Below are 26,074 nucleotides of genomic sequence, written 5' to 3' on the forward strand. Positions count from 1 at the left end.
GCCCCACATCTTGCCTACCTGGGAGCTGTCCAACATCTCGCCTACCTGGGAGCTGTCCAACATCTCGCCTACCTGGGAGCTGTCCAACATCTTGCCTACCTGGGAGCTGCCCCACATCTCGCCTACCTGGGAGCTGCCCCACATCTCGCCTACCTGGGAGCTGCCCCACATCTTGCCTACCTGGGAGCTGTCCAACATCTCGCCTACCTGGGAGCTGTCCAACATCTCGCCTACCTGGGAGCTGTCCAACATCTTGCCTACCTGGGAGCTGCCCCACATCTCGCCTACCTGGGAGCTGCCCCACATCTCGCCTACCTGGGAGCTGCCCCACATCTTGCCTACCTGGGAGCTGTCCAACAATACCAAAACATCATTACATAATTTCTTAACTTCGCAACGTTTCAGCCTGTAGAATCCAGATGACAATTCCTCCAACTTCTTATCTACCAGTACATGCTTGTCCCACCAATCACACACATACTCACGAAATACCTTTTCATGCTCTGCTTTGTCAAACCAATCAGGTACGATATCCTGATCTACGATGAAGGTCCATCTGTCTGGCTGCTCTTTGGGGCTTACCCACCACTCATTATCTTCGGGGACCAATTCAGCGCGGACAAACACTCTTTCCGCATTCCACCGGGTATCCTCAATCTTTAAACTTTCCAGTAAGTCCGAATGGCTGTCATTGGCTCCTGGTGCTACTACTACTTTGCTTTTCAAAATAACTCCTGACTTAAATCTACACATCCTTATTTTCCTCCTTACGCCACCTTTGCGGCGTTAGCTTCGTTATTTAGTTTCATATTCCTTGCCACAAATCGGGCATTTTGAAAGCATAACCGGTACTTCCTTGTCTTTTTTTCCGTTTTTTCTTACTGTGAATGTAAGATATACCCGTCCAGACAATAACTCAATTGGTCCATATGCATCGTCACAGCCTAATTTATCAACAAGTTTCTGCTCCATTTCATTCATGCAATTACACATCTTTATCGCCTCCTCACGCAACGCCTAAGTTCATTTGAGCGTTGGCCGCCTCAATCAGTTCTGCAAGATATGTAGGCACCACATAGCAGTCAATTAGTTCATGAGCATCGGCGATATACTTCCTTTTCAGGGCCTTATATGATCTTGCTTTTCCGCTATTGTCGTAGAGGTTAAACTCTCGTCTGATCTGGTCGTAAATATCCCGGTAAACCTTGGAACGGATTTCACTGTCTTTATATGCCTCTGACTGCTTACCGCCCAGGACCTTCACTCCTTTTCGCTTTACATGGCTGGAAAGCTCGTCCGCTTCGGCTCCGTAGAGAGGAATATCATACTCCAGCTTGTCCATACGCTTTTCCATATGTACTTGCTTCCGGTCGATGGAGATAATCGCCTTCATTTCCTGGGACAGTCCTTCCAGTACATCTTTCTGTTTGTAGTAGCTGTCAATCAAATTGCTGTAGGCTTCCCATGCCTTGTCCGTGTTCAGGGACTTCGCCTGGAGGAAAGCCCCCTTCTCGGTCCAGAGGTATAAAGTCCTTACTTTGCCAGGATTTTGCACTACGGAATTTGCGGATTGCAAAAACTCTTTCAGAGAAACGCCTTCAAGCTTGATGTAATGTTTTCCTTCCTCATACCTGGATTTGTTTGCATTGTAGTTTTCTGAAATCCTGCGTTCCTCTGTTTCATAGGCATCCGCAATCTGCTGCGTTGTTAGTACCCGGGTATTCCGGTACTCAATTACTTTTAAATCATTCATACTATCATTCCTTTCTTGTAAAAATTTCCATTTCTCTTTATAATGAAATCACCAGGCCACTTCTGGAAAAATATAAGAGGGTGATTATTGTGATTTCAAATAAAATTGAGTATGAAAATATGACCATTAAAATCTTGAATTCTGTAATTTCAGGACAAGTCCCAGTTCCAGAGATATTCCCTGAATGTGATAAAAAAGATTTTGATCAAATTCTCGAACAGTGTATTAAAGAAGAACTTATCATAGGCCTTGAATCCTATCGTGTAAGTGGAGGCAGCCTACATTATGACCGTGTATTTCAGCCGTGTGTCACATTTAAGGGGCTTTCATTTATAGATTCCATCAATCAGGCAAACGCTCTCGAAATTTCCAAAGCTGCAGAATCAAAATCCATAATAGCTATAGTTAGGTCAAATATTGCCACGATAGCCTCTTTCACCGCCATTCTTGTTTCTGTTCTTGCTAATTTAGATAGGATAGTACATAACGTGCAAAAAGTATTATCTTATCTAAATACGCCATGAGATTTACAATCACAAGAATAAAAAGCAATACAGTAACCACCTTATTTATCTTTTCTGCTCGGCGGTTGTTTTTTTCGGCCTCTGCAAGTGTTTTTTTCCAATCTTCCACGTTCTCACCTCCTATCTCATCTGACAAAGCACCACCGCCACCAAAACAGCAATGATAATGGACTTTATTCCAGATATTAATCGGTAACGCTTGCACTCACTGTGAGCTATGTGGAACAGCCTGCGGTAGAAAATCCAGTCCTATGGCTTGTCCTCCTTTCAAAGCAGTTTAAAGTATGTACACGCTGCCACTATCAATCCGATGACCACTACTGTAGCTATAGGGAGTATTATGTATTCTGTTAGGGCCAGCGATGGGCTGTGGTCGGTGTAGTCGTCTAGGGGGGTGTTTTGCATGGCTTGTCCTCCTCTCTATTGCAACCTATCAGTCTAAGCCGCCTCTCGCCTACAAACAACATGATAGTGCTTTTTCTGACCGTCACTCTGCTCATATTGGATTTTATCAGGATAATCATTGTCAGCCAGCCAACAAGCGATACGATCAATCACTTCATCGGAATATTTCCTGACTGTTCCTTGCCAGTTTCCTTTAGATTCCCATGTTTCTGTGTAGTCTGCTTCGGAAATGCCAATCCTGCGAATGATTTCATTTACAGCCTTATCCGCTGGCTTGCCAGATGTCTTATAATAGATACCAACACGCCTTGCAATATGGACCGTATCCCAATACTGCTTATCTGCCTGAATCTCAATCGGGATTAATACCCCTGCTTTTTCATATAGGCTCTTAGCAGTTAATAATTGGATCTGACTACTGCAACCTGCCTTTTCCAGCATGGGGGTAAGAATCTTTACCGCATTGTTGACGCTGGCTAAACGTTCGGCGTGGGCTTTGGCTTCTTTTTTTTCTTCTCTAAGCATAAAATACTCATCAATCAGTTTGTCGTGAATCTCCCAGGCCAAGTCTGAATCCATTATCTTAATCAGCTTTGCGTAGCCGCGTTCTGATAAGATGTAAATGTGATCGGCTTGAGTGATAGACTGCTTCGCATAGCCTAAACTTAGGAGAATTTCCAACGTCTGCGCCTGATGCATACGTTGCTTTAAATCAATAAGATCAATGTTTTCTTTGAATCTGTTGATATTGTCAGAAATCCTTCTTCTTACATCAAATGCATTCATGCCATGAATCTCTGCAATCGTCTTATCAGACAAACATTTCTTGTCCTCCCCAAATCCTCCAAGCACTACCGGGATGTTGAGTCCCATAAAATTCTGTTTTCCTTTTACTGTTAATTCGTTCATGTGTCCTCCTTATCCGAGCTTTTCTGTTTCAATTAATTCACGTGTTTGCTGTTCAGAAAGTCTACGTTCATTCTCTTCATAGGCATCTAGGACAGCTTTAGTCCAACGCTGCTGATAACCGGGTGTTAGAATAAATACTACCTGCGGTTTTTCATGTTTTTTTTTACTCACTAATTATTTACCTCTCTATCCTGTTTTTTGATTGATAAAATCAGATGCAGTTAAAATCGTACCTTCAAACCGGCCCTGAATGCGTTCAGGCAATTCATCCCAATGTTCCATGATAAACTTGATTTGCTCCAGACGTTTTGCTTCATTTTTACGTGTGTTATCTCTCCTGTTCGTCATCTTATCACCTCGCTTTCCGTTCTGTATGCGTTCATTATATCCCGCATCCAGAACATTGTCAAGGGGTTTTTGTTCGGTTTGCGAACTTTTTCTTTACAGATTCCGAACATTGTGCTATAATAACGAAAAAGGAGGACTTAACATGCCCGATGATATAAATAAGCGATTTAAGCTATTAAGAGAAAAGTGTAATAAAAGCCAGGAAGAGTTTGGGAAAGCCCTTGGTATATCTAAATCAGGTGTATCTGATATAGAGAATGGAAGAAGAAGAGTAACAGAACAGCATATTATAATGTTACGCAATTGGAATGAATTTAAAATCAATGAGGATTGGGTACGTACAGGAAATGGAGATGTATTTTTAAATCCTGAAAAAGCTGATATTGCATTTAATCACTTTGGTTATTTGATGGGGAATGCTTCCGCACAAAAAAAAGCGGTATTATCCGCTCTCATTGAAATGATGTATCATTTTCCTGATGACAAATGGAATTATGTATTTGAACAATTTAATAATTGTCTTGAAATAGCAAATAATCAGAATGATTTACCAGGGGAGAGTTAAAAAACTCTCCCTAAGACCCCCAAGACAACGTAATATATACTTTTTGCTTCGTCTTCACTCAAAGTTTCAATAAGTTTGTGCAGCATTTCTTTAAAATCCATAATTATGTACCCCCTCGAAGTTATTATCTGCCAGTTATAACCATTTATTGTAAATAGATTATATAATTATAATATGGTAATTTCCATGGAATTATTTTCCATAATTTTATTCAAAAACACACATTTTTGTACATTTCCACAGTCGATTATAACGTTTGCTGAGAAATATGATGTGTTCACTGAAAGTTTAAGAGAAATGTTTGTGAAAAAGAACGGTGTTAAATTGAAATTAAAGGGAAAGTTAAAATATCAATCGAACAAACGTTCTTTATGTATTATAAACCAGCTATTAGTAAAATGCAACTATTAAGATCAACAAAAGAGAAAAATTATGAGGATAAAACCGAAAGTTGAAAAAAGTTTAAGGGAGGATAACGATGCCAAAGATAGGTATATATGCAAGGAAATCAATGAATAGTGAGCAATCTGACAGTATAGAAAACCAAGTTTTGCTTGGAGAAGAATATGTTAATAAATATTATCAGGAATCCGACAAACAGATCACATACTACATAGATGAAGATAAATCAGGTGGTGATATGTATCGGCCTGACTGGGAACGATTACTTAATGATATGAGAAATGGATTCCTTGATATAATAGTTTGTTATAAATTAGATAGAGTTGGGCGTGATGTTGGTGATCTCGCATTATTTTATCGTGAAATCGTAAAATACAATATTACCGTTATTCCTGTTAGGGATAATATCGAAATTAAAGAAGATATGACACCTACTGAACGAGGAATGATGTATATTAATGCTGTTTTTTCGCAGATGGAGCGTGAAAATACAATAATAAGAGTTACCGACAATATGATAAAGCTTGCTGAAAAAGGTTATTGGTGTGGAGGCAGACCCCCAATCGGATTCAAATTAAAAAAAATAGTTTCTGATAACATGCGAACTCATTCTATTTTGGTGGAAAATTCAGAAACACTTCCTTTTTTTAAACGCTTAGTAGACGATTTCTTACATGGAGGTATGAGTCTTAACGGTTTAGAGACAAAATATAAGCACGAAAATTTTAAAACACCGCTAGGTGCTGCTTTATCATCATCACAAATCTGGATTATATTAACTAATCCAAATTATGTTGCTGCAGACGGGTTGACTTATGATTATTTTGCTGCGATGGGATGCAAAATGGCGAAACCAAGAGAAGCATTTGACGGGAAACATGGGATACTTGCATACGGAAGAGGCCGGGGAAGTGGAAAAGGGACCCATAAACGTAAAAGAATACTTAATCCTCCGGAAAAGTGGATAATAACAGTTGGGCACCACTCTCCTATTATAGATAGTAGAACATTTTTAGCAATACAAGAAAGATTTGGTAATAATACAATTAACAAGACCAGGAAACACAAAATCGGAATCTTGAAAGGTGTATTGCGATGTTCATGTGGCAGATTAATGATAACAAAATACAAATATGACAAACAATATGAAGTTGAATATAGACACTACTATTGTCCGGTAAGAGTAAGATTAGGTACTGAATACTGCAATACAAGAATGGTTAATTTAGATGATATTGATAATGAAGTTATTAATAAGTTTAAAGAAATTGCATTAGATTGTAATATGATAGACAAATACATACCAGAAAATAATCAGCCATGCGGAATAAGAAAGCGCTCAAGCGTAGAACGTGAAATTAAAAGTATAGAAATGAAAATATCAAATCTAACATCTGCATTAGAAACTTCGGACGGATCAGCTGCTGCTAAATATATTATATCAAATATTGAAAAATTAGATAAGCAAGTAATTACATTAAAAAATGAGCTATATAATATTACAGTCATAGAAGAAAAATTAAAAGAAAAAGAAGTTGGTAAGTTAGATAAATACAAAAAGGTATGTGAAATTGTTGAAGCATTAGAAACAAAAGACTATGATTTGATAAATAACCTTATGAAAAATGCAATTTCGGAATGCATATGGGATGGCGAGAAGTTGGTAGTAAAACTATAGTTATATTCTCATTTTTACTATGCACCCACTGGGATTCATTCTGAGTGCTGCCCGGATCAGATCACCAATTGAAACTTCCCCATCTCCCTCCCCATTGGCCTCTCTCGTCTCAAGCCGTACCAGGTTAGGAATATGAGCAATCTTCAATTCTGCAGAATCTTCAATGGTCACGATCCGCTCATCCCTGGGGATGTAGGCGGACAGGGCATTGAGAAACGTACTTTTTCCCGAATTGGTCCCTCCGCTGATAAAAATATTGTATCCTGCCTCTACAATGCATTTTAGAAAATCCGCTGCTTCTTTCGTAACTGAGCCCAGTTTTAACAGTCTTGTCATGGTAATGGGCTTTGGAAACTTACGGATGGTCACTGCGGGGCCGTCTAAGGCAATGGGCGGCAGCACGACATGGACCCTGGAACCATCAGACAACCTGGCATCCGCAATGGGCCTTGATACATTTACCGTACGGTTTACTCTGCTGACGATCTGCTGGATGGTATCCTCCAGCTGCTCCTGGCTGTCAAAGGCTCTGCCCCACTGCTCCATACGTCCGTTTTTCTCCACAAAGACATGGTCTGCTCCATTTACCATGATCTCCGTCACATCCTCATCATCTACCAGCTCCTGAAGGGCCCCGAGCCGCCGGAAGGAATCGAAAAGCCGGCCCCGAAGCTCCTTTTTATCTTTCAGGGGAAGAAAACTGTCCTGCCCATACTCCAAAATTCTGCGGTCTATGATGTCATAAAGCTCCTCATCCGTTACCTGCTGCCGTTCATCCAGCTCTATCATGATTTCTTCCCGAAGCTTCCTTCTCTCCTCATCGTCCATGACTGTTCCTCCTTGTACTATTCCTTTACCGCTTATGGCTGTTTCCTCAATAGCTGTCTTGTATAATCTCCCAATTCTCCCCATAAGAGTTGTTCCAGATAGTTGTCTTTCCTTCCAAAGCTGCAGTGATAGGGAGGCTTTATTTTCTGTATCCGGTTATTCAGAGACTCATGGCCTGATGACACCAGATATTCCTCAAACTCTTCTATCTTTGCTGCAGATACGCAGTCATCCTTTACCGGCATATAGACTGCATCGCATATCTCCAGCACCTCCGCAGCTTTCTTGCCGAACTGGCCTAAATCCAGAATAATGGATTCATAAACACTTTCCCTGGCAATGTGGGTTACCAGCTCAGCCATCATCTGTCCGGTCGTCTGGCAAAGGTCCTCAGGATATTGCACAGGCGGCACATAATCCAGCTCCCCCCAGGTATAGACGACGGATCCAAGGCGTACCCAGCGAAAACCTTCCTGGCTGTAATAATATAAAAGATCAGACAAACCTCCCCTGTACTCTTCTCCGATCAGCCGCTGAAATCCCGAGCAATCTTCAAAGTTTAAATAGAGAACCTTTAAATCCCGGGCCAGCAGCTGTCCTATGGTAAGGGCGAAAGAGGTCTTTAAGCACCGGTTGATGGGAGAATAGACTCCTATGATCCTCCCAGTCTTTGAAACCATGGAATAACCCGGATCTCCGGGACCGTCACAATAATAACTCATCACCTCACGCATCAGGCTGTCAGCCGCCTGATATTTATAAACACATGGATACTGTCCTCCCGGAGGGACTGCCTCACCGTCAGCCAGCATGATCACAACGGCGGCATCTATTTTCTCTATATCCTCCCTGGAAACGGAGGAACTAATGAGCAAAAGCTCTATCTTATGGTCTTCCCCATAAGCCTTCAGCCGTTCCAGGGCCGTAAATGCCATAACCGAGAACCCGACCTGCTCCTTTTGGTTTACAAATTCCGTGAACCTCTCCGTATACAAAGGGTCCGTATCATAAACCGCCATCACTTTCTTTGCCAAAACCAAACCTCCTTATTTTGTATACTAATAAATCAAGCGGATATGTTTTCATATCCAGTTGATCAAATAAACATAGAACCCAGTGTCCCTAAAAACAGGCACAAGCCCAAAGGTATCACCACATCATATCCATCCCGGACAGGATCATAGTAGGTTGTAAGTATCCCTGTTTGAAATACGTGCCTGATATAGGCAAGAAGACAGGAAAGGCGGGCGAAAAGGCTGCCACTCCATGCCATTTTGATAAAGGACCAGAAAGCCCCTATAAGAAAACCAAGTCCAACTGCCAAAGCGCCTGCCTTAAAACCTAGAAAACCGCATATGAGTGCAGCCAGCTTGATATCTCCCGCGCCGATCATCCGGCACAGGAATAGTAAGAAGAATATCCCTGTCACAATTACTAGCCTCAGTAAAAACAGAAGGCCCCCAAAAGGATTCTCTGATCCAGGGATCTCAAGCAGAATGCCAAGGATGATCCCTGAAAGCACCAGCCAGTTAGGGATACGGTGTTCCCGGACATCATAAAAAGCTCCTGCCCCTAAAATAAGCAGCAAAATAACATACCGAACGATACAATCCCCCCTCTTTACATAAAATTTTAACATTGGAATTCACGCTGGAAAATCAGCTATGGATTATGAAAAACTTTTGAAATGCTGTATGCGGAACGCATATAAGAATGTGCCTTTATTATGCACAAGGGAATATGAAATGTCAACTGTTTTTTATAAGAAATATTGTATACATTCTTTTATGTGGTTTTCTGACTGCAAAGGCCCCTCTGTTATTTTATTGTCATATTTCAACAATTTTTTTCAATATTTTATTTTTATCGCAGCATAAATCACAAAATTCTGGCAGTAAAACATTGACGTTATCCTGCTGGGATGATAAAATAATATTAGTTTAATTTTTTAAACCAAAGGAGGAATCCAACCATGCATGCCGAGGATTTTAATGAACTTTTCCAGAATTGCATGCCGATTTTTATCGCTCTCGGAGACGAAGTGCGCCTGACCATAATTAAGGTTCTGGCCAATACAGGTCTTTATGATGACCTGGGAAACGACGTTTCAAACATCAAAGATGACCTAAGCATAAGACCCAGGCAGGGAATGAATGTAAAGGAAATCACGGAAATGACCCGGTTGTCCCGCCCTGCCATTTCCCATCATTTAAAGATTTTAAAAAAGGCAGGTCTTGTGAATGTCCGCCAGGAGGGGACAGCTAATTATTACTACCTGACCATTGGCGACAGCACAAAAAAGCTTTGTTCTCTGGGACTGTATTTACAGGAACTGATGAACCAAGTTACATAAGTAATAAAAGATATACAGGGAATATATGAATAAAGTGCCATTTTCCAGACATACTGAAATTATAGCATTCGGTAAAAATTATAAAATCTGGAGATGATAAAATGAAACATGGTCTATTAAAAAAACATCTGGTCCTGTCAGAGGAAGAGCGGAATTTAAGGCATGAGATCGAACGTTCCAAAACCGCCATTGATTCCGCCAGAAATCACTTTGAACAGGTGGTTGACCCAACGCTTATTGATTGTTATATCTACGAACTTAACGCGGCACAGCTGCGTTACCAGTTCCTTCTGCGACGCTTTAAAAGCCGGGAGGTATAAACTACTTTAATCTGGAGGATAAGTATATGAACAAGTGGTATGAAAGGGGAGTTTTTTATCACATATATCCCCTGGGGCTTGTGGGCGCTCCGAAAGAGAACAGGGAATCTTCTGTTGTGAACCGGTTTGGGGAACTTTGTAAGTGGATTTCCCATATCCGGTCTCTGGGGTGCAATGCGATCTACATCGGGCCACTGTTTGAATCCTCTACCCATGGGTACGATACGCGTGATTACCGGATGGTGGACCGCCGTCTTGGTGACAGAGAAGGCTTTCAGGAGTTTGTGTCCCGCTGCCATGAAGCAGGTATCAAGGTAGTTGTTGACGGCGTCTTCAACCATACGGGGCGGGAGTTTTTTGCATTTCAGGATATTTTAAACCATGGGGAGAATTCTCCCTACAGGGACTGGTACCGGGGAATCAACTTTGCCGGCGGCAGTCCTCTGGGAGATTCCTTTGGTTACGAAGCGTGGCAGGGACACTTTGAGCTTCCTTGCCTTAATCTTTTTAATCCAGCAGTCAGGCAGTATTTATTTGACACCGTACAGTTTTGGATCAACAACTTTGACATTGACGGAATACGTCTTGACTGTGCCAATGTGCTGGACTTCGGATTTATGAAGGAGCTGCGGCGGCACACGGCGGAAATGAAAGAAGATTTCTGGCTCATGGGGGAAGTTATCCATGGAGAATACGGCAGATGGGTCGGTCCCGGTATGCTTCATTCCGTCACGAACTACGAACTACATAAGAGCATTTATTCGGGTCATAATGACCACAATTATTTTGAGATTGCACACAATGTAAAAAGGCTGGAATCCATCGGATCACAGCTTTATACCTTTGTGGACAATCATGACGAAAACCGGATCGCAAGCAAGCTATGCAATATCCAGCACCTCTATCCAGTTTACACCCTGTTATTTACCCTTCCCGGAATCCCCTCCGTCTACTATGGCAGCGAGTTTGGGATGGAGGGCAGACGAACCAATACGGATGACTCCATGCTGCGTCCGTTGGTTTCCATTTCTGAAGTAAAGGAGTTTTCCTGTCCGCTTGAGGATTTTATCAGCAAGCTGGGGCATATCCATGAACAAAACCCGGAGTATCATGGAGGCCGGTACCAGGAGCTTCTACTTACCAACCGTCAGTATGCATTTGCACGGTTTCATGAAAGGCAGGCCATCATTACTGCAGTAAACAATGATGATTCCGACGCATTTACCGGAATCCCCTGTCCTTGTGAGGGAAACACTGCTGTCAATCTTCTGAACGGAGAAGTATTTCCAGTGATTGAGCATAGAATCGGATTAAACATACCCGCAAACCGGGGTGTAATCTTAAAGATCATGGAGGGATGAGCGAATGGAACGTGGCAGAAATGAAATCGGAATGGGTTTTATCACAGAGGTTGACCGATACCTTTATAACAATGGAAGGCATTATGAGATCTACGAAAAGCTGGGCGCCCATCCGGAAAATTTCGAAGGAAACGATGGGATGTATTTTGCAGTCTGGGCGCCTCATGGCAGTCAGGTCAGCGTGGTGGGAAATTTTAACGGCTGGGATCCGGAAGCGAATCCCATGGAATCCCTTGCTGATTCCGGAATCTGGGAAGCCTTTGTCCCGGATCTAAGCGTCGGGGAGCTATATAAATATGCAATCACCACAAAGAGCGGCAAGATTCTTTTCAAGGCGGACCCTTATGCATTCCAGGCAGAATACCGTCCCCAGACCGCCTCTGTCACCGCAGACCTTTCAGGATTTCAGTGGAAGGATCTGGCCTGGATGGAAAAGCGGAAGGCCAAGGACCCCTTAGATGGACCTATCAGCATTTATGAGGTACATTTAGGCTCCTGGCGAAAGAAAAACAGGGATGAAAAGGATGGCTTTTATACTTATATCGAAGCGGCTCATGAACTGGCAGATTATATTCTGGAAATGGGTTATACCCATGTGGAGCTGATGGGTATTGCAGAGCATCCTTATGACGGATCCTGGGGATATCAGGTGACTGGGTATTTTGCCCCAACTTCCCGGTTTGGTACTCCAAGGGAGTTTATGTATTTCGTTGATTACATGCACAAAAAGGGAATCGGGGTAATCCTCGACTGGGTTCCGGCCCATTTTCCAAAGGATGCTCATGGCCTGGCGGACTTTGACGGAGAAGCCTGCTACGAATATGCGGACCCCCGGAAAGGAGAACACCCTGATTGGGGAACAAAAGTCTTTGATTACAGTAAATATGAGGTGGATAATTTCCTTATTGCCAATGCCCTTTACTGGGTGGATAAATTCCATGTTGACGGGCTTCGGGTCGACGCGGTCGCTTCCATGCTTTATCTGGATTATGGAAGAAACAACGGGGACTGGGCACCAAACCAGTACGGCGGAAACGAGAATCTGGAAGCCGTAGAGTTTTTTAAGCATTTAAACAGCGTCATTAAAAAACGGGGAAATGGAGCAATGGTCATAGCCGAGGAATCTACCGTCTGGCCAAAAGTTACCGGAAATCAGGAAGAGGGGGGCCTTGGCTTTACCTTTAAATGGAATATGGGCTGGATGCATGACTTTCTGGAATATATGAAGGTGGATCCTTATTTCCGTAAATACAACCACCACAAAATGACATTTGGCCTTACATATTTCACCAGTGAAAATTATATACTGGTATTATCCCATGATGAGGTGGTGCATTTGAAAGGTTCCATGATCAACAAAATGCCGGGACTTCTGGAAGATAAATTTGCTAACTTAAAATTGGGATATACGTTTATGCTGGGCCATCCCGGTAAAAAACTGCTGTTCATGGGACAGGACTTTGGACAGTTTCATGAATGGGACGAAAAAACCTCCCTGGACTGGTATCTGTCTGAGGAGCCTTTCGGCAAAAGCCTTAAGGACTATGTAAGTGATCTTCTGCACCTGTACAAAAAATATCCGGCTCTTTATGAGAAGGACTACGACTGGGAAGGCTTCTTCTGGGTCAATGCCAATGACAAGGAACGAAGCATCTTCAGTTTTATCAGGTACAGCAGAGATAAAAAGCGCAGCCTGCTGTTTGTGTTAAACTTCACTCCCGTAGACCGTTCTGATTACCGGGTAGGAGTTCCGAAACGTGGAACTTATACTCTTGTTTTAGACCAGGATCACGGGCTGTATAAGCGGGGAGAGAAAGCGCCTTCGTTCCGCTCTGAAAAAATGGAATGGGATGGGCAGGAATACTCTTTCCCTTACCAGCTTCCGGCTTATGGCGCGGCTGTTTTCCGCTTTTAAATTGCAGACTTATTCAGTAATATTATCCTGATAAATCTCAAAACAAGCTATACTTTTTATGGATTTTGTAGTAAAATATAAGTACAGAATCACTACATAACGGTTCAGACTAATGGTTGGATGGAAGGAGAGATTCGTATGGCAGCACAATTAATTGCTACAACTGCAACAAAAAAGGTCTTTCGTGAAGGAGATAAAGCGATCAAGGTTTTTAACGCTGATTTCCCAAAGGCAGATGTGTTGAATGAAGCATTGATTACAGCCCGCGTGGAAGAAGTCGGCGGAATCAATGTTCCTAAGGTTTTGGAAGTTGGTGTTTTCGAAGGAAAGTGGTCCATTACTTTTGATTTCATTGAAGGCAAGACTCTCCAACAGCTCATGGATGAAAATCCTGATAAATTACCGGAATACATGGAGAATATGGTGGATCTTCATTTGAGTATTCTGTCAAAGCAGTGCCCGCTTCTTAATAAGCTGAAGGACAAAATGTCACGGCAGATTCTGGATACGGAAGAATTAGAGGATGTGACCAGATACGATATGCGGACACAGCTGGACAGTATGCCTAAACATACAAAATTATGCCATGGGGATTTTAATCCCAGCAATATTGTGGTAACAGATGACGGAACCATGTTTGTTCTGGACTGGGTACACGCGACCCAGGGAAATGCCAGCGCGGATGTGGCAAGAACTTACCTGCTGTTCTGTCTGCAGGACCAGAATAAGGCAGATATGTATATGAACCTGTTTTGTAAGAAGACCGGTACTGCAAAGAAATATGTGCAGACCTGGCTTCCCATGGTTGCTGCTGCCCAGCTTTCAAAGAGAAGACCGGAAGAGGCAGAATTGCTGCAGCAGTGGGCCACTGTTTGTGATTATCAGTAAATTCGCAGCATAAAGAAGAGAAACGCGTCTTGAGAGGATTTTACTCCTTGATCAAGACGCGTTTTTACGTACTGTTTTTCAATTGTTCAATATATCAAGCTTACAACATTCTGTCCGGCACTTTAAACCGTTTCTGTTTCGTTCGCTTCCGCTTCCTTCGTATCTGTCTCATTCGTTCCTGACATGGTATCATGTTCTTTCTTAAGCTCCAGATACAGGTCATAGAAGTTCCATTTACAGTTGGTATCGGTAATTACCGCCTTTAAGCCGATTTTAGGAACTCCGGCCCGCCTTAAGTTTAAGAGCAGTTCGTCAATCCGGCGGTTTGAAAATTTTTTCATTACCAGGATCTCCTCTTCCACATCAGGGCAATCCTCCTGCTCCTTTTCTTCAAAGCCGTCAAAGCCTGCCAGATATCCTACGGTCTGGCTCACCTGTTCCGGAGAAATGTTTTTAATCCGTATTCCCATACGGACAAGCACTGCTTTCAGCTTCGCGGCCTTTGTATCATTTCCGCTCTGCCTGTCCTTTTCTGGCTGATAATACAGGACCATCTCTTTTCTCGCTGCCATTCTCTATTCCTCCTGCCTTTAAATTATAACAGACGTCCTCTCAGCTCTTTTCCGTTAAAGGCACTTAAATATGCCGGAGCAATATCAAGCACGGTTTTACATCCGCTCTGGCCTTCTTGATTCAAACGATAAGCGGCTCTTGCATAAGCCGTCAGCACGGAAGCAGTAAATTCCGGATTGGAATCCAGCTTTAAACTGTATTCGATCACATGGCTGTTTTCATCCTCCCAGCCTGTCTTTCCGGTCCTTATGACAAATCCTCCATGGGGAATTCCCCTGTGGTCCCGGTTAAGGTCCTCTTCGCTGATAAAATGAACCGTAGTATCATAATCTGCAAAATAATTGGGCATTGATACGATTTCTTTCCTGATCCGGTCTAAATCTGCATTCTCTTCCGCCACTACAAAACACTCGCGTGTATGCTTCTCTCTGGTGGACAGTTCTGGGTTTTTCCCGCTGCGGACCGCCTCGAGGGCTCCTTCAACCGGAATGGTATACTGTCTGGCATCCCGGACACCTTCTATCCTGCGGATTGCATCGGAATGGCCCTGGCTTACGCCCCTGCCCCAGAACGTATAATCATGGCCGCCTGGTAAAATGGACTCTCCATACAGGCGGTTTAAGGAAAACATGCCCGGATCCCAGCCAACGGATATGATCCCAACCTTGTTTCCTTCCTTTGCCGCCCCATCCACTGCTTCAAAATGCTGGGGGATCCGTGCGTGGGTATCAAAGCTGTCCACTACATTGAAATGTCTGGCTAAAAGGGGAGTCTGTACCGGAAGATCTACGGCGCTTCCGCCGCAGAGGATCATCACATCAATGGAATCCTTTTTTGAAACAGCGTCCTCCATGGAATACACCTTTACACCCGGAGTAAGAAGGGTTAATGATGCCGGATCTCTTCTGGTAAATACGGCAGAAAGCTCAAGATCCGGATTATGCCGGATGGCACATTCCACCCCTTTTCCCAGATTCCCGTAGCCTGCAATACCTATTTTTATCGTCATGTTTTCATCTACCTTTCCAAAATTATTACTTTTTATTATAACCCCAAAAAGAGTCCCGTGTAAATCCTGTATTTATGAAGAGTCTCCACAAAAAAATCCGCAGGCAGAGTCACCCCTGCCTGCGGATAAAAGTCTTATTAAGCAAATGCCGTCACCTCCGGCATCTCTAATGCCGTGGTCTCATACTTATCCAGAATGACCCTCTGGATCATATCACGGGTGTCGGAATTAATGGGATGTGCAATATCCCGGTATTCCCCATCAGCAGCCTTGCGGCTTGGCATAGCAATAAATAGCCCCTTCTCCCCTTCGATTACCTTGATATCATGAATTACAAATTCATTATCAAGAGTAATCGATACAATTGCTTTCATCTTTCCTTCTTTTTCGATACGTCTAACCCTCACGTCTGTAATCTGCATGTCAAGCTTTCCCCCGCATTTCCTTATAATGTGTATCTCTCGTTTTTCTCTAAGACAATTTTTATATTGTCTGGTGTTCCAATATGGGTGGTATTCGCCCGGATCGTATCCCGGCTTTCCACAATACAATTTTCAATAACCGTATTATCACCTATGTAAACGTCATTTAAAATGATAGAATTTTTAATGACACAGTTATTGCCTACATATGCTTTTTTAAACAGAACAGAATTTTCGACCACTCCATTGACAATGCTGCCGCTGGATATCAAACTATTCTTAACTGCTGCTCCCGGATTATACTTTGCCGGGGGCAAATCATCTATTTTAGAATAAACATCCGGGTACTGGCGGAAGAAATAATCCCTTACTTCCGATTTCAGAAAATCCATGTTGGTCTTGTAATAAGATTCAACAGAAGCGATATTCCTCCAGTACGTGTTCATCTTATAAGCATAAATCCTCTTTAGGTTCCGGTAACGTATCAGAATATCGTTTACAAAATCATAACGGTCTTCCATGGCGCAGCGCTCAATGAGCTCAATCAGCTGCCGTCTGCGGATGACATAAATACCGCAGGATACGAAGTTAGAAGATGCGACCATAGGCTTTTCTTCAAAGTCCGTGATCCTTCCGTCTTCATTGGTTCTCACCAGACCGAATCGTGTGATATCCTCTCCCTCGGGAAGCTCCGTACATACGACGGTAATATCAGCCTTCTTCTCAATATGATATTCCAGAACTTTTCCATAATCCAGCTTATAGATGCCGTCACCTGCCGCAATGACCACATAGGGTTCATGGCTGTTCTTTAAGAATGTAAGGTTCTGGAAAAGCGCATCTGCAGTTCCCCGGTACCAGTCACTGCTTTCTGCGGTTATGGTTGGAGTGAATACGAACAATCCCCCCTGCTTTCTTCCAAAATCCCACCATTTAGAAGAGCTTAAATGCAGATGAAGGGATCTGGAATTATACTGAGTCAAAACCGCTACGTTCTGAATATGGGAATTCGTCATATTGCTGAGGGCAAAATCAATGCTTCGGTAATTCCCTGCAATGGGCATGGCCGAAATCGCCCTTTTATTGGATAATTCCCGCATTCTCTTACTGTTTCCGCCTGCTAATACAATTCCTATCGCTCTCATCGTATGCCACCTGCCTTTATGATGTAGTCTCCGCCAGCCAGCTCACCGTCAGTATAATCTTCTGCTGTTGTTTCACCGGCAATTGCCGTATTCTTACCTACCTTCACATTTTCCGGTATGGTTGAATTCTCACCGACTGTTACCAGATCGGACTGATAGACCTTGGGATCATATTTGCTGGGGGCAAATTCCCCGAAACCAAGCTCAGAGTTCGCTCCTATCTTTACATTTTCAGCGATAATGGCCTTCTGGATCTTAACATTCTCTCCCAGTACGCACTCCCTCATGATGATGGAATCCCTGACCACGGCTCCCTTTTTAATGGTGACACCGGCACCAATAACAGAATTGTGGATTTCTCCGCTGATTTCTGACCCTTCTCCGATGATGCTTCTGTCTATAACAGCCTCTTCCGACACATATTGAGGCGGTATGATGTCGCTCTTTGTATAGATCTTCCAGTACTCCTCGTAAAGGTTAAATTCCGGAATGATATCGATCAGCTCCATGTTGGCTTCCCAGTAGGAGCTTAAGGTTCCCACATCTTTCCAGTAACCATTGTATTCATAGGCAAATACCCGGTCCCCTGCCTCGAAGCAGTATGGAATGATATGCTTGCCGAAATCACAGCCCGGGACTTCAGACATCTTGATAAGTGCATCTCTTAATACTTTCCAGCTGAATATGTAGATACCCATGGATGCCAGGTTGCTTCTTGGGTTTACCGGTTTCTCCTCAAATTCCGTGATACGGTTGCTCTCATCGGTTATTAGGATTCCAAAACGGCTGGCTTCCTCAATCGGCACCGGCATGGCAGCAATGGTGATATCAGCATTATTCGCTTTATGGTATTCCAGCATGACCTCATAATCCATCTTATAGATATGGTCCCCTGATAATATGAGGACATAGTCCGGATTGTAAGTTTCCATATATTCGAGGTTCTGATAGATGGCATTTGCCGTTCCAGTATACCAATCACTGCCCTTGCTCTTTTCATAGGGAGGAAGGATCGTGACGCCGCCAACGTTCCGGTCCAAATCCCAGGGGATGCCGATCCCGATATGGGTATTTAAGCGCAATGGCTGATACTGAGTCAGAACTCCCACTGTATCTACTCCTGAGTTGATGCAGTTACTGAGTGGGAAATCAATTATACGGTACTTGCCGCCAAATGATACTGCTGGTTTGGCCACTTTTTGCGTTAACACGCCTAACCGGCTTCCCTGCCCGCCTGCCAAAAGCATGGCAATCATTTCTTTCTTGATCACGTTATCACCTCTCGCTGTTGTAATTTTATTGTACTAGCATTATAACACATATTCAGAAAATAGTGAACAAAATTTTGAATTATTAGGATAATTTTTTGTGCATTTTCCGACATTTTTCATGCTTTTTCCGATTCTTTTACATTTTAAGCCATATCTAGCGTTTTTACACCCTTCCCCCTTGAATCAATGCTCGAAATACAGTATAATCTTACTAAGTATGCGAACATGTAAAAGGAGAAGCCACTATGGATTTAATCACTGTAAGACAAATATATAAAGACAAAGAATCATTTCTTAACACTCAGGTTACGATCGGAGGCTGGGTGAGAAGTTTAAGAGATTCCAAATCATTTGGATTCATTGTTTTAAATGACGGAACTTATTTTGAGACACTTCAGGTCGTCTATCATGACACTATGGAAAATTTCCCTGAAATATCCAAACTAAATGTAGGAACCGCTGTTATCGTCACCGGTACCCTGGTACCCACTCCTGATGCAAAACAGCCTTTTGAGATCCAGGCGGATAAAATTATTGTTGAAGGAACTTCTACACCCGACTATCCCCTTCAGAAAAAGCGCCATTCCTTTGAATATTTAAGAACCATTTCCCATCTGCGTCCCAGAACCAATACCTTCCAGGCTGTTTTCCGCGTGCGTTCTCTGATCGCTTATGCCATTCACCAGTTCTTCCAGGAAAGGGACTTTGTATATGTACACACCCCCATCATCACCGGAAGCGACTGTGAGGGAGCCGGTGAGATGTTCCAGGTTACTACCATGGATTTAACCGATATTCCAAAAACTAAGGAAGGGTCTGTGGATTTCACCCAGGACTTCTTTGGAAAGCCTACCAACTTAACCGTAAGCGGCCAGCTCAATGCGGAGACCTACGCCATGGCATTCCGCAATGTTTATACCTTTGGACCTACGTTCCGTGCAGAAAACTCCAATACCACCCGCCATGCGGCAGAGTTCTGGATGATCGAGCCGGAGATGGCCTTTGCCGATCTGGATGACAATATGGAGCTGGCGGAAGCCATGCTTAAATATGTGATCCGTTTCGTCCTGGAACATGCACCGGAAGAAATGAACTTCTTCAATCAGTTTGTGGACAAGGAGCTGCTTAACCGCTTAAACCATGTTCTTAACTCTGAATTTGCCCGTGTGACTTACACCGAGGCCATAGAGCTTCTGGAAAAGCACAATGAGGAATTTGACTATAAGGTGTTCTGGGGCTGTGACTTACAGACCGAGCATGAGCGCTATTTAACCGAGCAGCTCTATAAGAAGCCTGTATTCGTAACAGATTATCCAAAGGAGATCAAGGCCTTCTACATGAAGCTGAATCCGGATAACAAGACCGTGGCTGCCGTAGACTGCCTGGTACCCGGAATCGGCGAAATTATCGGAGGAAGCCAGAGAGAGGATAACTATGACAAGCTTGTGGCACGTATGGACGAGCTTGGCCTTGAGAAAGAGGATTACGAATTCTACCTTGACTTAAGAAAATACGGATCTACCCGCCATGCAGGCTTTGGCCTTGGCTTTGAGCGCTGCGTGATGTATCTTACCGGAATGGGCAACATCCGTGACGTAGTTCCATTCCCAAGAACTGTCAACAACTGCGAGCTTTAAGCCTGTACCACAAATTCCCTTCCCAAACGGCAGGGAATTTGTGGTTTCAGTTCAGCCATGCAGAGGACCAGCGAGGTAATGATAATGAAATTCATACATATTGCAGATGTTCACTGGGGCATGAGCCCGGACAGCGACAAGCCATGGAGTAAGGAACGGTATCAGGACATCAAGGACACCTTCGCAAAGGCGGTCAGCCAGGCAAAGGCCCTGGAAGCCAACTGCCTCTTTATTTCCGGAGACTTATTTCACCGCCAGCCCCTGGCCAGAGATTTGAAAGAAGTAAATTTTCTATTTACCACCATACCGGATGTCCATGTGGTCATCATTGCCGGTAACCATGACCGCATCCGGAACAACTCTGCCCTTCTAAGCTTTACCTGGGCTCCCAATGTATCTTATCTCATGGGAGGGGAGCTGGAAAGCGTTTACTTTAAGGACATCAATACCGAGGTTTACGGTTTCAGTTACCACTCAGCAGAAATCCCGGAAAACCGCCTTGATCATTTAAAGGTTCCCAACAACGGGCGCATTCATGTCCTTCTTGGTCATGGGGGCGATGCCAACCACATCCCCTTTGACAAGGGTGCCATGTCCAATCTGGACTTTTCCTATATCGCCATGGGGCATATCCACCGGCCGGAGATCTTAATGGAAAACCGTATGGCATTTGCCGGTTCTTTAGAGCCGCTTGATAAGACGGAATCCGGCCAGCATGGCATGATGGTTGGGGAGATCAATGAGGTGACCCGTATGGTGACTTCCTTAAAGTTCATTCCCCTTGCAAGGCTCCAATACATCTCACTGGCGGTTAATGTAACAACTGCCACTACCAATACGGAACTTGCCATGAAAATCACCCAGGAAATCCAGAACCGGGGATCAGAGAACATATTCCGGTTTCGAATCCGAGGCATGAGGGATCCTGACATTTCCTTTGACCTAGAGATGCTTTCCACCCGTTTTAAGATCATGGAAATCATTGACGAATCTGAACCTCAGTATGATTTTCCCGCATTGTTTGCCGAACATCCCAGCGATATGATCGGATTCTTTATCCAGGCTCTTCAGAAACCAGAGATGAGCCCGGTGGAAAAAAAGGCCCTTCATTACGGCATCAACGCATTGCTTCGTACAACGGACGAAAGGAGCTGATCCCATGAAAATAATTGATATCTATATCAATGGCTTTGGGAAATTCCATGGCAGAAACCTTACCTTCCGGGATGGTCTGAACATTGTATATGGGAAAAATGAGGCCGGAAAATCCACCATTCATACGTTCATCCGGGGAATGCTTTTCGGTATTGAACGCCAGAGAGGCCGTGCATCCCGGAATGATCTATACACAAAATTCGAGCCTTGGGAAAACAGCGGCACTTATGAGGGTCAGATACGGCTGGAGCATAAGGATCACATTTACCGGATCGAACGCACCTTCCAGAAAAATAAAAAAGAGTTTAAGATCGTAGATGAAACCGCCGGACGGGAGATAGAGCCGACTAAGGCATTTTTAGATGACTTGTTATGCGGTTTAAGCGAATCGGCATACATTAACACCGTCAGTATCGGCCAGCTTAAAAGCGCTACTGATGAGGGCATGGTTTCCGAACTTAAAAATTACATAGCCAACTTAAACACCACGGGAAACCTGGCCCTTAACATCACAAAGTCTGCCGCCTTTTTAAAATCACAGAAAAAGGAGCTGGAATCCCAGATGGTTCCGGAAGCGGCCCGGACTTATACCTCGTTATTAAGCGAAATCCGTAACACTGAAAAAGAAATCTCTTCTCCGGAATATGAAAACCAGATACAGGAATACCATAAACTCCGTTCCCATATCAGGGTATCCATGGAGGAACAGCAGAAGGAAAAGGAAGAACTTCTCCAAAAAGCCGCGAGAGGCAGGCAGGTCCTGAACAGCAACCAGTTTTCCGACCAGGCGTCTATTAACGCCTGCCAGGCAAAGGCCCAGGAAAACTATGACGAGTATATGGAAGCCATGGCGGCCTGCAATAAAAAACCGAGAAAGATCTTTTCTGTCCTTTCCCTGGTCATCGCCACCTTGCTGTTATGCGGCACGGGAGTGCTTTATTACCTGGGAGAAGCAAATTATTTCACCGCTTACTATGGGCTTGACCTCCTCCTATTGCTGGGTGTTTTTATCGGGACCGCCACGATTTTCTACCTGATCGGCCTGATTCTGTTTTTACGGCTGAGACACAGCCAAAAGGATATGGAAATGAGTGCAAAGATCCTGCAGGAGATCCTGTCCAGACATTTGGGAAAAACTGAGATATCTTCAGAAACGATCCGTGCATTCCAGACAAAGATGGCAGAATTCACCCGCTTATGCTCAGCGGTAGCCAAATCAGAAGCCGTCATCGCTCAGAAAGCGAAAGAAATTGAGGAGCTTTCAAAAAAGCAGGAGAACTGCGGGGAATCCATTGAAAAGCAGCAGAAAAGCCAGTGGGAGCTTGAGAAAAAGCTGGAGCACTTATCAAGCTGCAAAACCCAGGCAGAAGGACTTAAGCACATCCTGGCAGAGAACGACCGGATCCGGGAAGAAATATCCGCCATTGACTTAGCACTGGAAACCATGACCAGCCTCTCCTCCTCTATCCGGGACTCCTTTGGCCTATATTTAAATAAAACAGCTTCTGACCTTATTGCCGGGATCACAGGGGGAATCTATACCAGCATGAGTGTCGATGAGAACCTGAATGTTTTTTTGAATACAAAAACCAAGCTGGTTCCCCTAGAACAAGTCAGCAGCGGCACCATGGACCAGGTTTATCTGGCCCTTCGATTGGCAGCTGCCACCTTGATTCAGGAGGGCACCGAACGGATGCCATTCATATTTGATGACAGTTTTGTACTATATGATGATGACAGGCTTCGGACTGCTTTAAGATGGCTGGTGAACACTTACTCCGACCAAGTCATTATCTTCACCTGCCATCAGAGAGAGGCCCAGATGCTGACTGCAAACCTGATCCCCTATCACCTGATAGAAATTTAAACTCATGATAATGTTCCAATTAAAAAAGACTGTTATGACGGCTCTTAAGCCTCATGACAGTCTTTTTACTATAGATCCTATGATCTGTTCCTATATCCGGCAAAACCGGCTAAAACGCCAGCCAAAAGCCCTGCAACAGCCGGCCCGATCCAGCCAAGTCCCATATCATAAAGAGGAAGCCTGGAAAGCCCGGGATTCAAAAAGCTAAGACCTGCCTGTTCCAGGGCCAGAAGCACACTGGCGATTCCTGTGAGGCTAATGGAACAGACATAAACAGCCTTCCACTTCCTTCCGTCCGGAAAACCGAAGGACAGCAGAATGAGGACGATGGCTATGGGGTAAATCGCATTTAACACCGGTACAGAGACTTCTAATATCCTGGTAAGACCAATATTGGAGATCACCAGGCTCACCAATGCGAAAGTGAATGCCCATATACGGTATCCCACTTTGGGTACAATGGTGCAGAAATACCTGCTGCAGCAACTGATAAGGCCGATGCAGGTATTTAAACAGGCAATGAAGAAAATAGCAGCCAGCATCACAAGCCCCCCATTCCCATACAAAAAACGTACCGCCTGGTTTAAGGTCTGAGCTCCGTTTTCTCCCAGCCCCATTGCGCCGCCGGTTACGGCTCCCACATGGGCCAGAGCACTGTAAACCATTAAAAGAATGCCTCCTGCGACGAAACCGGCCTGAATGGTTTCCTTTACGACGGAAGCTTCCTGCCTGATTCCCATTGCCTGAACATTCAAAGAGATAATAATTCCAAAGTTTAAAGCAGCAATGGTGTCCATGGTCAGATACCCTTCAAGAAATCCTTTTACAAAAGGGTTGGACCCATAGGACTTTGACGGAATCCCGTAAGAGCCTGCCGGATGGACTACGCTGCCTGCAAATATCACCACGATCAGAGCCAAAAGGCAGGGAGTCATTATCTTACCCAGACGGTCTGTCAATTTATCCGGTTTCAAAGACACGGCAAAAGCAATGGTTAAGAACACGGCGGAATAAAGGAACTGGGCGAGCGCTCCCGAGCCCCCTTCTTTTATAAAGGGAACCACCGCCATCTCAAAGGAGGTACTGGCAGTTCTTGGAATTGCAAGACACGGTCCTATGGATAAGTAAATGAGCAGTGTAAAAATAAATGCAAATCTGGGATGAACATGGCCGGCCAGCTTATTAAGGCCGCCGGACTTAGCCACTGCAACCACACCAAGAACCGGAAACCCGATGGCTGTCACCGCAAAGCCTGCCATGGCAATCCAGGTATTCGTTCCCGCGGATGCACCCAAATAGGGCGGAAAAATAAGATTTCCCGCCCCAAAAAACATGGAGAAAAGTGTAAGGCCTACTAAAACCAGTTTCTGCTTCGCTAATCGTTCCATATGTCCTTTTTACCTGTCGCCTGCGCGGTAACGCTCTAAAAGCCGGTTAATTCTTTTCGTTGGATTTAAAAGCTCGCTTAAGGAGGCGTCATGGTTTAAATTATCTATGATAAGCGCAATATACTTACTCATATCAACATTGATATAGTATGGTCTGGATAAGAGATCAGGGGTCTGATAGACCAGATTGGTTGTAAGGATCCTGTCAATAAATCCATTCTCATAATATTCATCAAACTTTGCAAGACCGTTGGTAAAAAGGCCAAAAGTAGAGCAAACGAATACTTTCCTGGCTTTTCTTCTCTTAAGCTCCTTCGCTACATCAAGCATGCTTTCGCCGGAAGAAATCATGTCATCAACAATGATCACATCCTTGCCTTCTACGCTGCTTCCCAGAAATTCGTGGGCAACGATGGGATTGCGTCCGTTAACGATCTGAGTATAATCCCTGCGTTTATAGAACATACCCATGTCAAGGCCAAGAACATTGGCAAAGAATACTGCACGTCCCATGCCCCCCTCATCCGGGCTGATGACCATCATATGCTCGCTGTCAATCTCCAGTTCTTTCTCTTCCTTTAGTAAGTACTTGATGAACTGGTAAATAGGCTGAACAGTCTCAAAACCCTTTAAAGGAATCGCATTCTGTACTCTCGGGTCATGAGCATCAAAGGTGATGATGTTCTCAACGCCCATATTCACCAGCTCCTGAAGGGCCAGCGCACAGTCTAAGGATTCTCTGCTGGATCTCTTATGCTGTCTGCTCTCGTATAAGAATGGCATGATCACATTGATGCGGCGGGCTTTTCCTGCTGATGCTGCAATGAGACGCTTCAAATCCTGGTAGTGGTCGTCAGGGGACATATGATTGGTCATCCCGCACAGGGAATAGGTAAGGCTGTAATTACACACATCCACCATGAAATAAAGGTCATCACCCCGTACAGATTCCTGCAGGGTACCCTTAGCTTCGCCGGATCCGAACCTTGGCGTGCTGGCTCCGATCATATAGGAATCTCTCTGATAACCTGAAAAAGCGATGGTTGACTTATGTTCGCTCTCCCGCTCCTGTCTCCATGACACCAGGTAGTCATTGACCTTATCTCCCAGCTCCTTGCAGCTTTTTAACGGTATCAGACCCAGTGGACCTACTGGGATGGTTTCTATCGTCTTTTCTTCGTAAAGCATTCTTTTCTCCTCCAACGTATCCTAATACAACGCAACGGTTCTTTTATAACATTATGTGCGGAAATAGTCAAGTTAATCGATGCATTTAGGACTCTTTATCTCTCATTGTAACCTTTGAAAGAACATGATGCAACTGTTAATTTCTTACGTTTATAATCCAATACAATGCA

At 44.0% G+C, this 26,074-nt stretch carries 25 protein-coding genes and 2 pseudogenes; 11 read left to right on the forward strand and 16 right to left on the reverse strand.

All coding sequences use genetic code 11. The annotated features are described in order from the left end of the window. The 3 genes and pseudogenes from RT269_RS06000 to RT269_RS06010 all read right to left on the reverse strand — a co-directional run. Window positions 1-753: pseudogene (locus RT269_RS06000) on the reverse strand (hypothetical protein); the annotation flags it as partial. A gap of 42 nt (window positions 754-795) precedes the next feature. Then, window positions 796-993: a hypothetical protein gene (locus RT269_RS06005; RefSeq protein WP_313181240.1), complete on the reverse strand. Its 198-nt coding sequence runs from the start codon at window positions 991-993 to the stop codon at window positions 796-798. 13 nt (window positions 994-1,006) lie between these two features. Next, complete coding sequence (locus tag RT269_RS06010; RefSeq protein ID WP_313181242.1) at window positions 1,007-1,753, reverse strand: ORF6C domain-containing protein; 747 nt, start codon at window positions 1,751-1,753, stop codon at window positions 1,007-1,009. Between the two features lie 89 nt (window positions 1,754-1,842). Between RT269_RS06010 and RT269_RS06015 the strand changes: the two genes are divergently transcribed. Continuing rightward, window positions 1,843-2,277: a hypothetical protein gene (locus tag RT269_RS06015; RefSeq protein ID WP_310581074.1), complete on the forward strand. Its 435-nt coding sequence runs from the start codon at window positions 1,843-1,845 to the stop codon at window positions 2,275-2,277. A 438-nt stretch (window positions 2,278-2,715) separates the two neighbouring features. Here RT269_RS06015 and RT269_RS06020 read toward each other — a convergent pair whose 3' ends face one another. From RT269_RS06020 to RT269_RS06030, 3 genes are read right to left on the reverse strand one after another with little or no spacing between them, the layout of a single operon-like run. Next, window positions 2,716-3,591, reverse strand: a complete 876-nt coding sequence (locus tag RT269_RS06020) for an ORF6N domain-containing protein (RefSeq protein ID WP_313181243.1) — start codon at window positions 3,589-3,591, stop codon at window positions 2,716-2,718. Between the two features lie 9 nt (window positions 3,592-3,600). Then, entirely contained in the window at window positions 3,601-3,762 is a 162-nt protein-coding gene (locus RT269_RS06025; protein ID WP_313181244.1) for a hypothetical protein, read from the reverse strand. Between the two features lie 15 nt (window positions 3,763-3,777). After that, window positions 3,778-3,939, reverse strand: a complete 162-nt coding sequence (locus tag RT269_RS06030; RefSeq protein WP_313181245.1) for a hypothetical protein — start codon at window positions 3,937-3,939, stop codon at window positions 3,778-3,780. Between the two features lie 142 nt (window positions 3,940-4,081). Here RT269_RS06030 and RT269_RS06035 point away from each other — a divergent pair, with 142 nt between their 5' ends. Further along, window positions 4,082-4,504 carry a helix-turn-helix domain-containing protein gene (locus RT269_RS06035; RefSeq protein ID WP_313181246.1) on the forward strand — a complete coding sequence of 141 codons (423 nt, stop codon included), beginning with the start codon at window positions 4,082-4,084 and terminating at the stop codon, window positions 4,502-4,504. A 478-nt stretch (window positions 4,505-4,982) separates the two neighbouring features. Next, window positions 4,983-6,584 carry a recombinase family protein gene (locus RT269_RS06040; RefSeq protein WP_313181248.1) on the forward strand — a complete coding sequence of 534 codons (1,602 nt, stop codon included), beginning with the start codon at window positions 4,983-4,985 and terminating at the stop codon, window positions 6,582-6,584. A 15-nt stretch (window positions 6,585-6,599) separates the two neighbouring features. Here the strand turns inward: RT269_RS06040 and RT269_RS06045 are convergent. From RT269_RS06045 to RT269_RS06055, 3 genes and pseudogenes are all read right to left on the reverse strand, one after another. Beyond that, window positions 6,600-7,373 (reverse strand): annotated as a pseudogene (locus RT269_RS06045) (CpaF family protein); the annotation flags it as partial. Between the two features lie 71 nt (window positions 7,374-7,444). After that, window positions 7,445-8,446 carry a hypothetical protein gene (locus RT269_RS06050; RefSeq protein ID WP_313181249.1) on the reverse strand — a complete coding sequence of 334 codons (1,002 nt, stop codon included), beginning with the start codon at window positions 8,444-8,446 and terminating at the stop codon, window positions 7,445-7,447. 62 nt (window positions 8,447-8,508) lie between these two features. Beyond that, window positions 8,509-9,051: an A24 family peptidase gene (locus tag RT269_RS06055; RefSeq protein ID WP_313181250.1), complete on the reverse strand. Its 543-nt coding sequence runs from the start codon at window positions 9,049-9,051 to the stop codon at window positions 8,509-8,511. 333 nt (window positions 9,052-9,384) lie between these two features. Here RT269_RS06055 and RT269_RS06060 point away from each other — a divergent pair, with 333 nt between their 5' ends. From RT269_RS06060 to RT269_RS06080, 5 genes are all read left to right on the forward strand, one after another. Continuing rightward, entirely contained in the window at window positions 9,385-9,765 is a 381-nt protein-coding gene (locus RT269_RS06060; protein ID WP_313181251.1) for an ArsR/SmtB family transcription factor, read from the forward strand. A 101-nt stretch (window positions 9,766-9,866) separates the two neighbouring features. After that, window positions 9,867-10,085 (forward strand): YaaL family protein, encoded by a 219-nt coding sequence (locus RT269_RS06065; protein WP_025230780.1) that lies wholly within the window; start codon window positions 9,867-9,869, stop codon window positions 10,083-10,085. Between the two features lie 26 nt (window positions 10,086-10,111). Beyond that, on the forward strand, window positions 10,112-11,446 hold the full coding sequence (locus RT269_RS06070; RefSeq protein ID WP_313181252.1) for an alpha-amylase family glycosyl hydrolase: 1,335 nt from the start codon (window positions 10,112-10,114) through the stop codon (window positions 11,444-11,446). 4 nt (window positions 11,447-11,450) lie between these two features. Further along, window positions 11,451-13,361, forward strand: coding sequence for a 1,4-alpha-glucan branching protein GlgB (glgB, locus tag RT269_RS06075; RefSeq protein ID WP_313181255.1), 1,911 nt, complete (start codon window positions 11,451-11,453; stop codon window positions 13,359-13,361). A 138-nt stretch (window positions 13,362-13,499) separates the two neighbouring features. After that, window positions 13,500-14,249 (forward strand): phosphotransferase family protein, encoded by a 750-nt coding sequence (locus RT269_RS06080; RefSeq protein ID WP_313181256.1) that lies wholly within the window; start codon window positions 13,500-13,502, stop codon window positions 14,247-14,249. Between the two features lie 122 nt (window positions 14,250-14,371). Here the strand turns inward: RT269_RS06080 and RT269_RS06085 are convergent, their stop codons facing one another. The 5 genes from RT269_RS06085 to RT269_RS06105 all read right to left on the reverse strand — a co-directional run bounded on the left by RT269_RS06085 (window position 14,372) and on the right by RT269_RS06105 (window position 18,669). Next, on the reverse strand, window positions 14,372-14,821 hold the full coding sequence (locus tag RT269_RS06085; protein ID WP_313181258.1) for a DUF3783 domain-containing protein: 450 nt from the start codon (window positions 14,819-14,821) through the stop codon (window positions 14,372-14,374). A gap of 23 nt (window positions 14,822-14,844) precedes the next feature. Further along, entirely contained in the window at window positions 14,845-15,831 is a 987-nt protein-coding gene (locus RT269_RS06090) for a diaminopimelate dehydrogenase (RefSeq protein ID WP_313181259.1), read from the reverse strand. A 137-nt stretch (window positions 15,832-15,968) separates the two neighbouring features. After that, window positions 15,969-16,253 (reverse strand): septation regulator SpoVG, encoded by a 285-nt coding sequence (gene spoVG / locus RT269_RS06095; protein ID WP_054791292.1) that lies wholly within the window; start codon window positions 16,251-16,253, stop codon window positions 15,969-15,971. Between the two features lie 23 nt (window positions 16,254-16,276). After that, window positions 16,277-17,398 (reverse strand): glucose-1-phosphate adenylyltransferase subunit GlgD, encoded by a 1,122-nt coding sequence (gene glgD, locus RT269_RS06100; RefSeq protein ID WP_313181260.1) that lies wholly within the window; start codon window positions 17,396-17,398, stop codon window positions 16,277-16,279. Next, the gene (locus RT269_RS06105) at window positions 17,395-18,669 is read right to left on the reverse strand and encodes a glucose-1-phosphate adenylyltransferase (protein ID WP_313181261.1); all 1,275 of its coding nucleotides are present in this window, start codon (window positions 18,667-18,669) and stop codon (window positions 17,395-17,397) included. The genes glgD and RT269_RS06105 overlap by 4 nt, the downstream gene beginning before the upstream one ends. A 245-nt stretch (window positions 18,670-18,914) precedes the next feature. Between RT269_RS06105 and asnS the strand changes: the two genes are divergently transcribed. The 3 genes from asnS (at window position 18,915) to RT269_RS06120 (ending at window position 23,328) form a co-directional block, all read left to right on the forward strand. Then, a complete protein-coding gene (asnS, locus tag RT269_RS06110; protein ID WP_313181263.1) occupies window positions 18,915-20,306 on the forward strand; it encodes an asparagine--tRNA ligase in 1,392 nt (463 codons plus the stop codon). Window positions 20,307-20,390: 84 nt separating this feature from the next. Then, window positions 20,391-21,461, forward strand: a complete 1,071-nt coding sequence (locus RT269_RS06115; protein WP_313181264.1) for a metallophosphoesterase family protein — start codon at window positions 20,391-20,393, stop codon at window positions 21,459-21,461. A 4-nt stretch (window positions 21,462-21,465) separates the two neighbouring features. After that, complete coding sequence (locus RT269_RS06120; RefSeq protein WP_313181265.1) at window positions 21,466-23,328, forward strand: ATP-binding protein; 1,863 nt, start codon at window positions 21,466-21,468, stop codon at window positions 23,326-23,328. A gap of 77 nt (window positions 23,329-23,405) precedes the next feature. Here RT269_RS06120 and brnQ read toward each other — a convergent pair whose 3' ends face one another. Together brnQ and RT269_RS06130 are read right to left on the reverse strand one after the other, a co-directional pair. Beyond that, entirely contained in the window at window positions 23,406-24,716 is a 1,311-nt protein-coding gene (gene brnQ / locus RT269_RS06125; protein ID WP_313181266.1) for a branched-chain amino acid transport system II carrier protein, read from the reverse strand. Between the two features lie 9 nt (window positions 24,717-24,725). Continuing rightward, complete coding sequence (locus RT269_RS06130; protein ID WP_313181267.1) at window positions 24,726-25,904, reverse strand: ribose-phosphate pyrophosphokinase; 1,179 nt, start codon at window positions 25,902-25,904, stop codon at window positions 24,726-24,728. Window positions 25,905-26,074: the final 170 nt, after the last annotated feature.

The organism is Lacrimispora sp. (genome assembly GCF_032078915.1).
In the GTDB taxonomy this organism is placed as follows: domain Bacteria; phylum Bacillota; class Clostridia; order Lachnospirales; family Lachnospiraceae; genus Lacrimispora.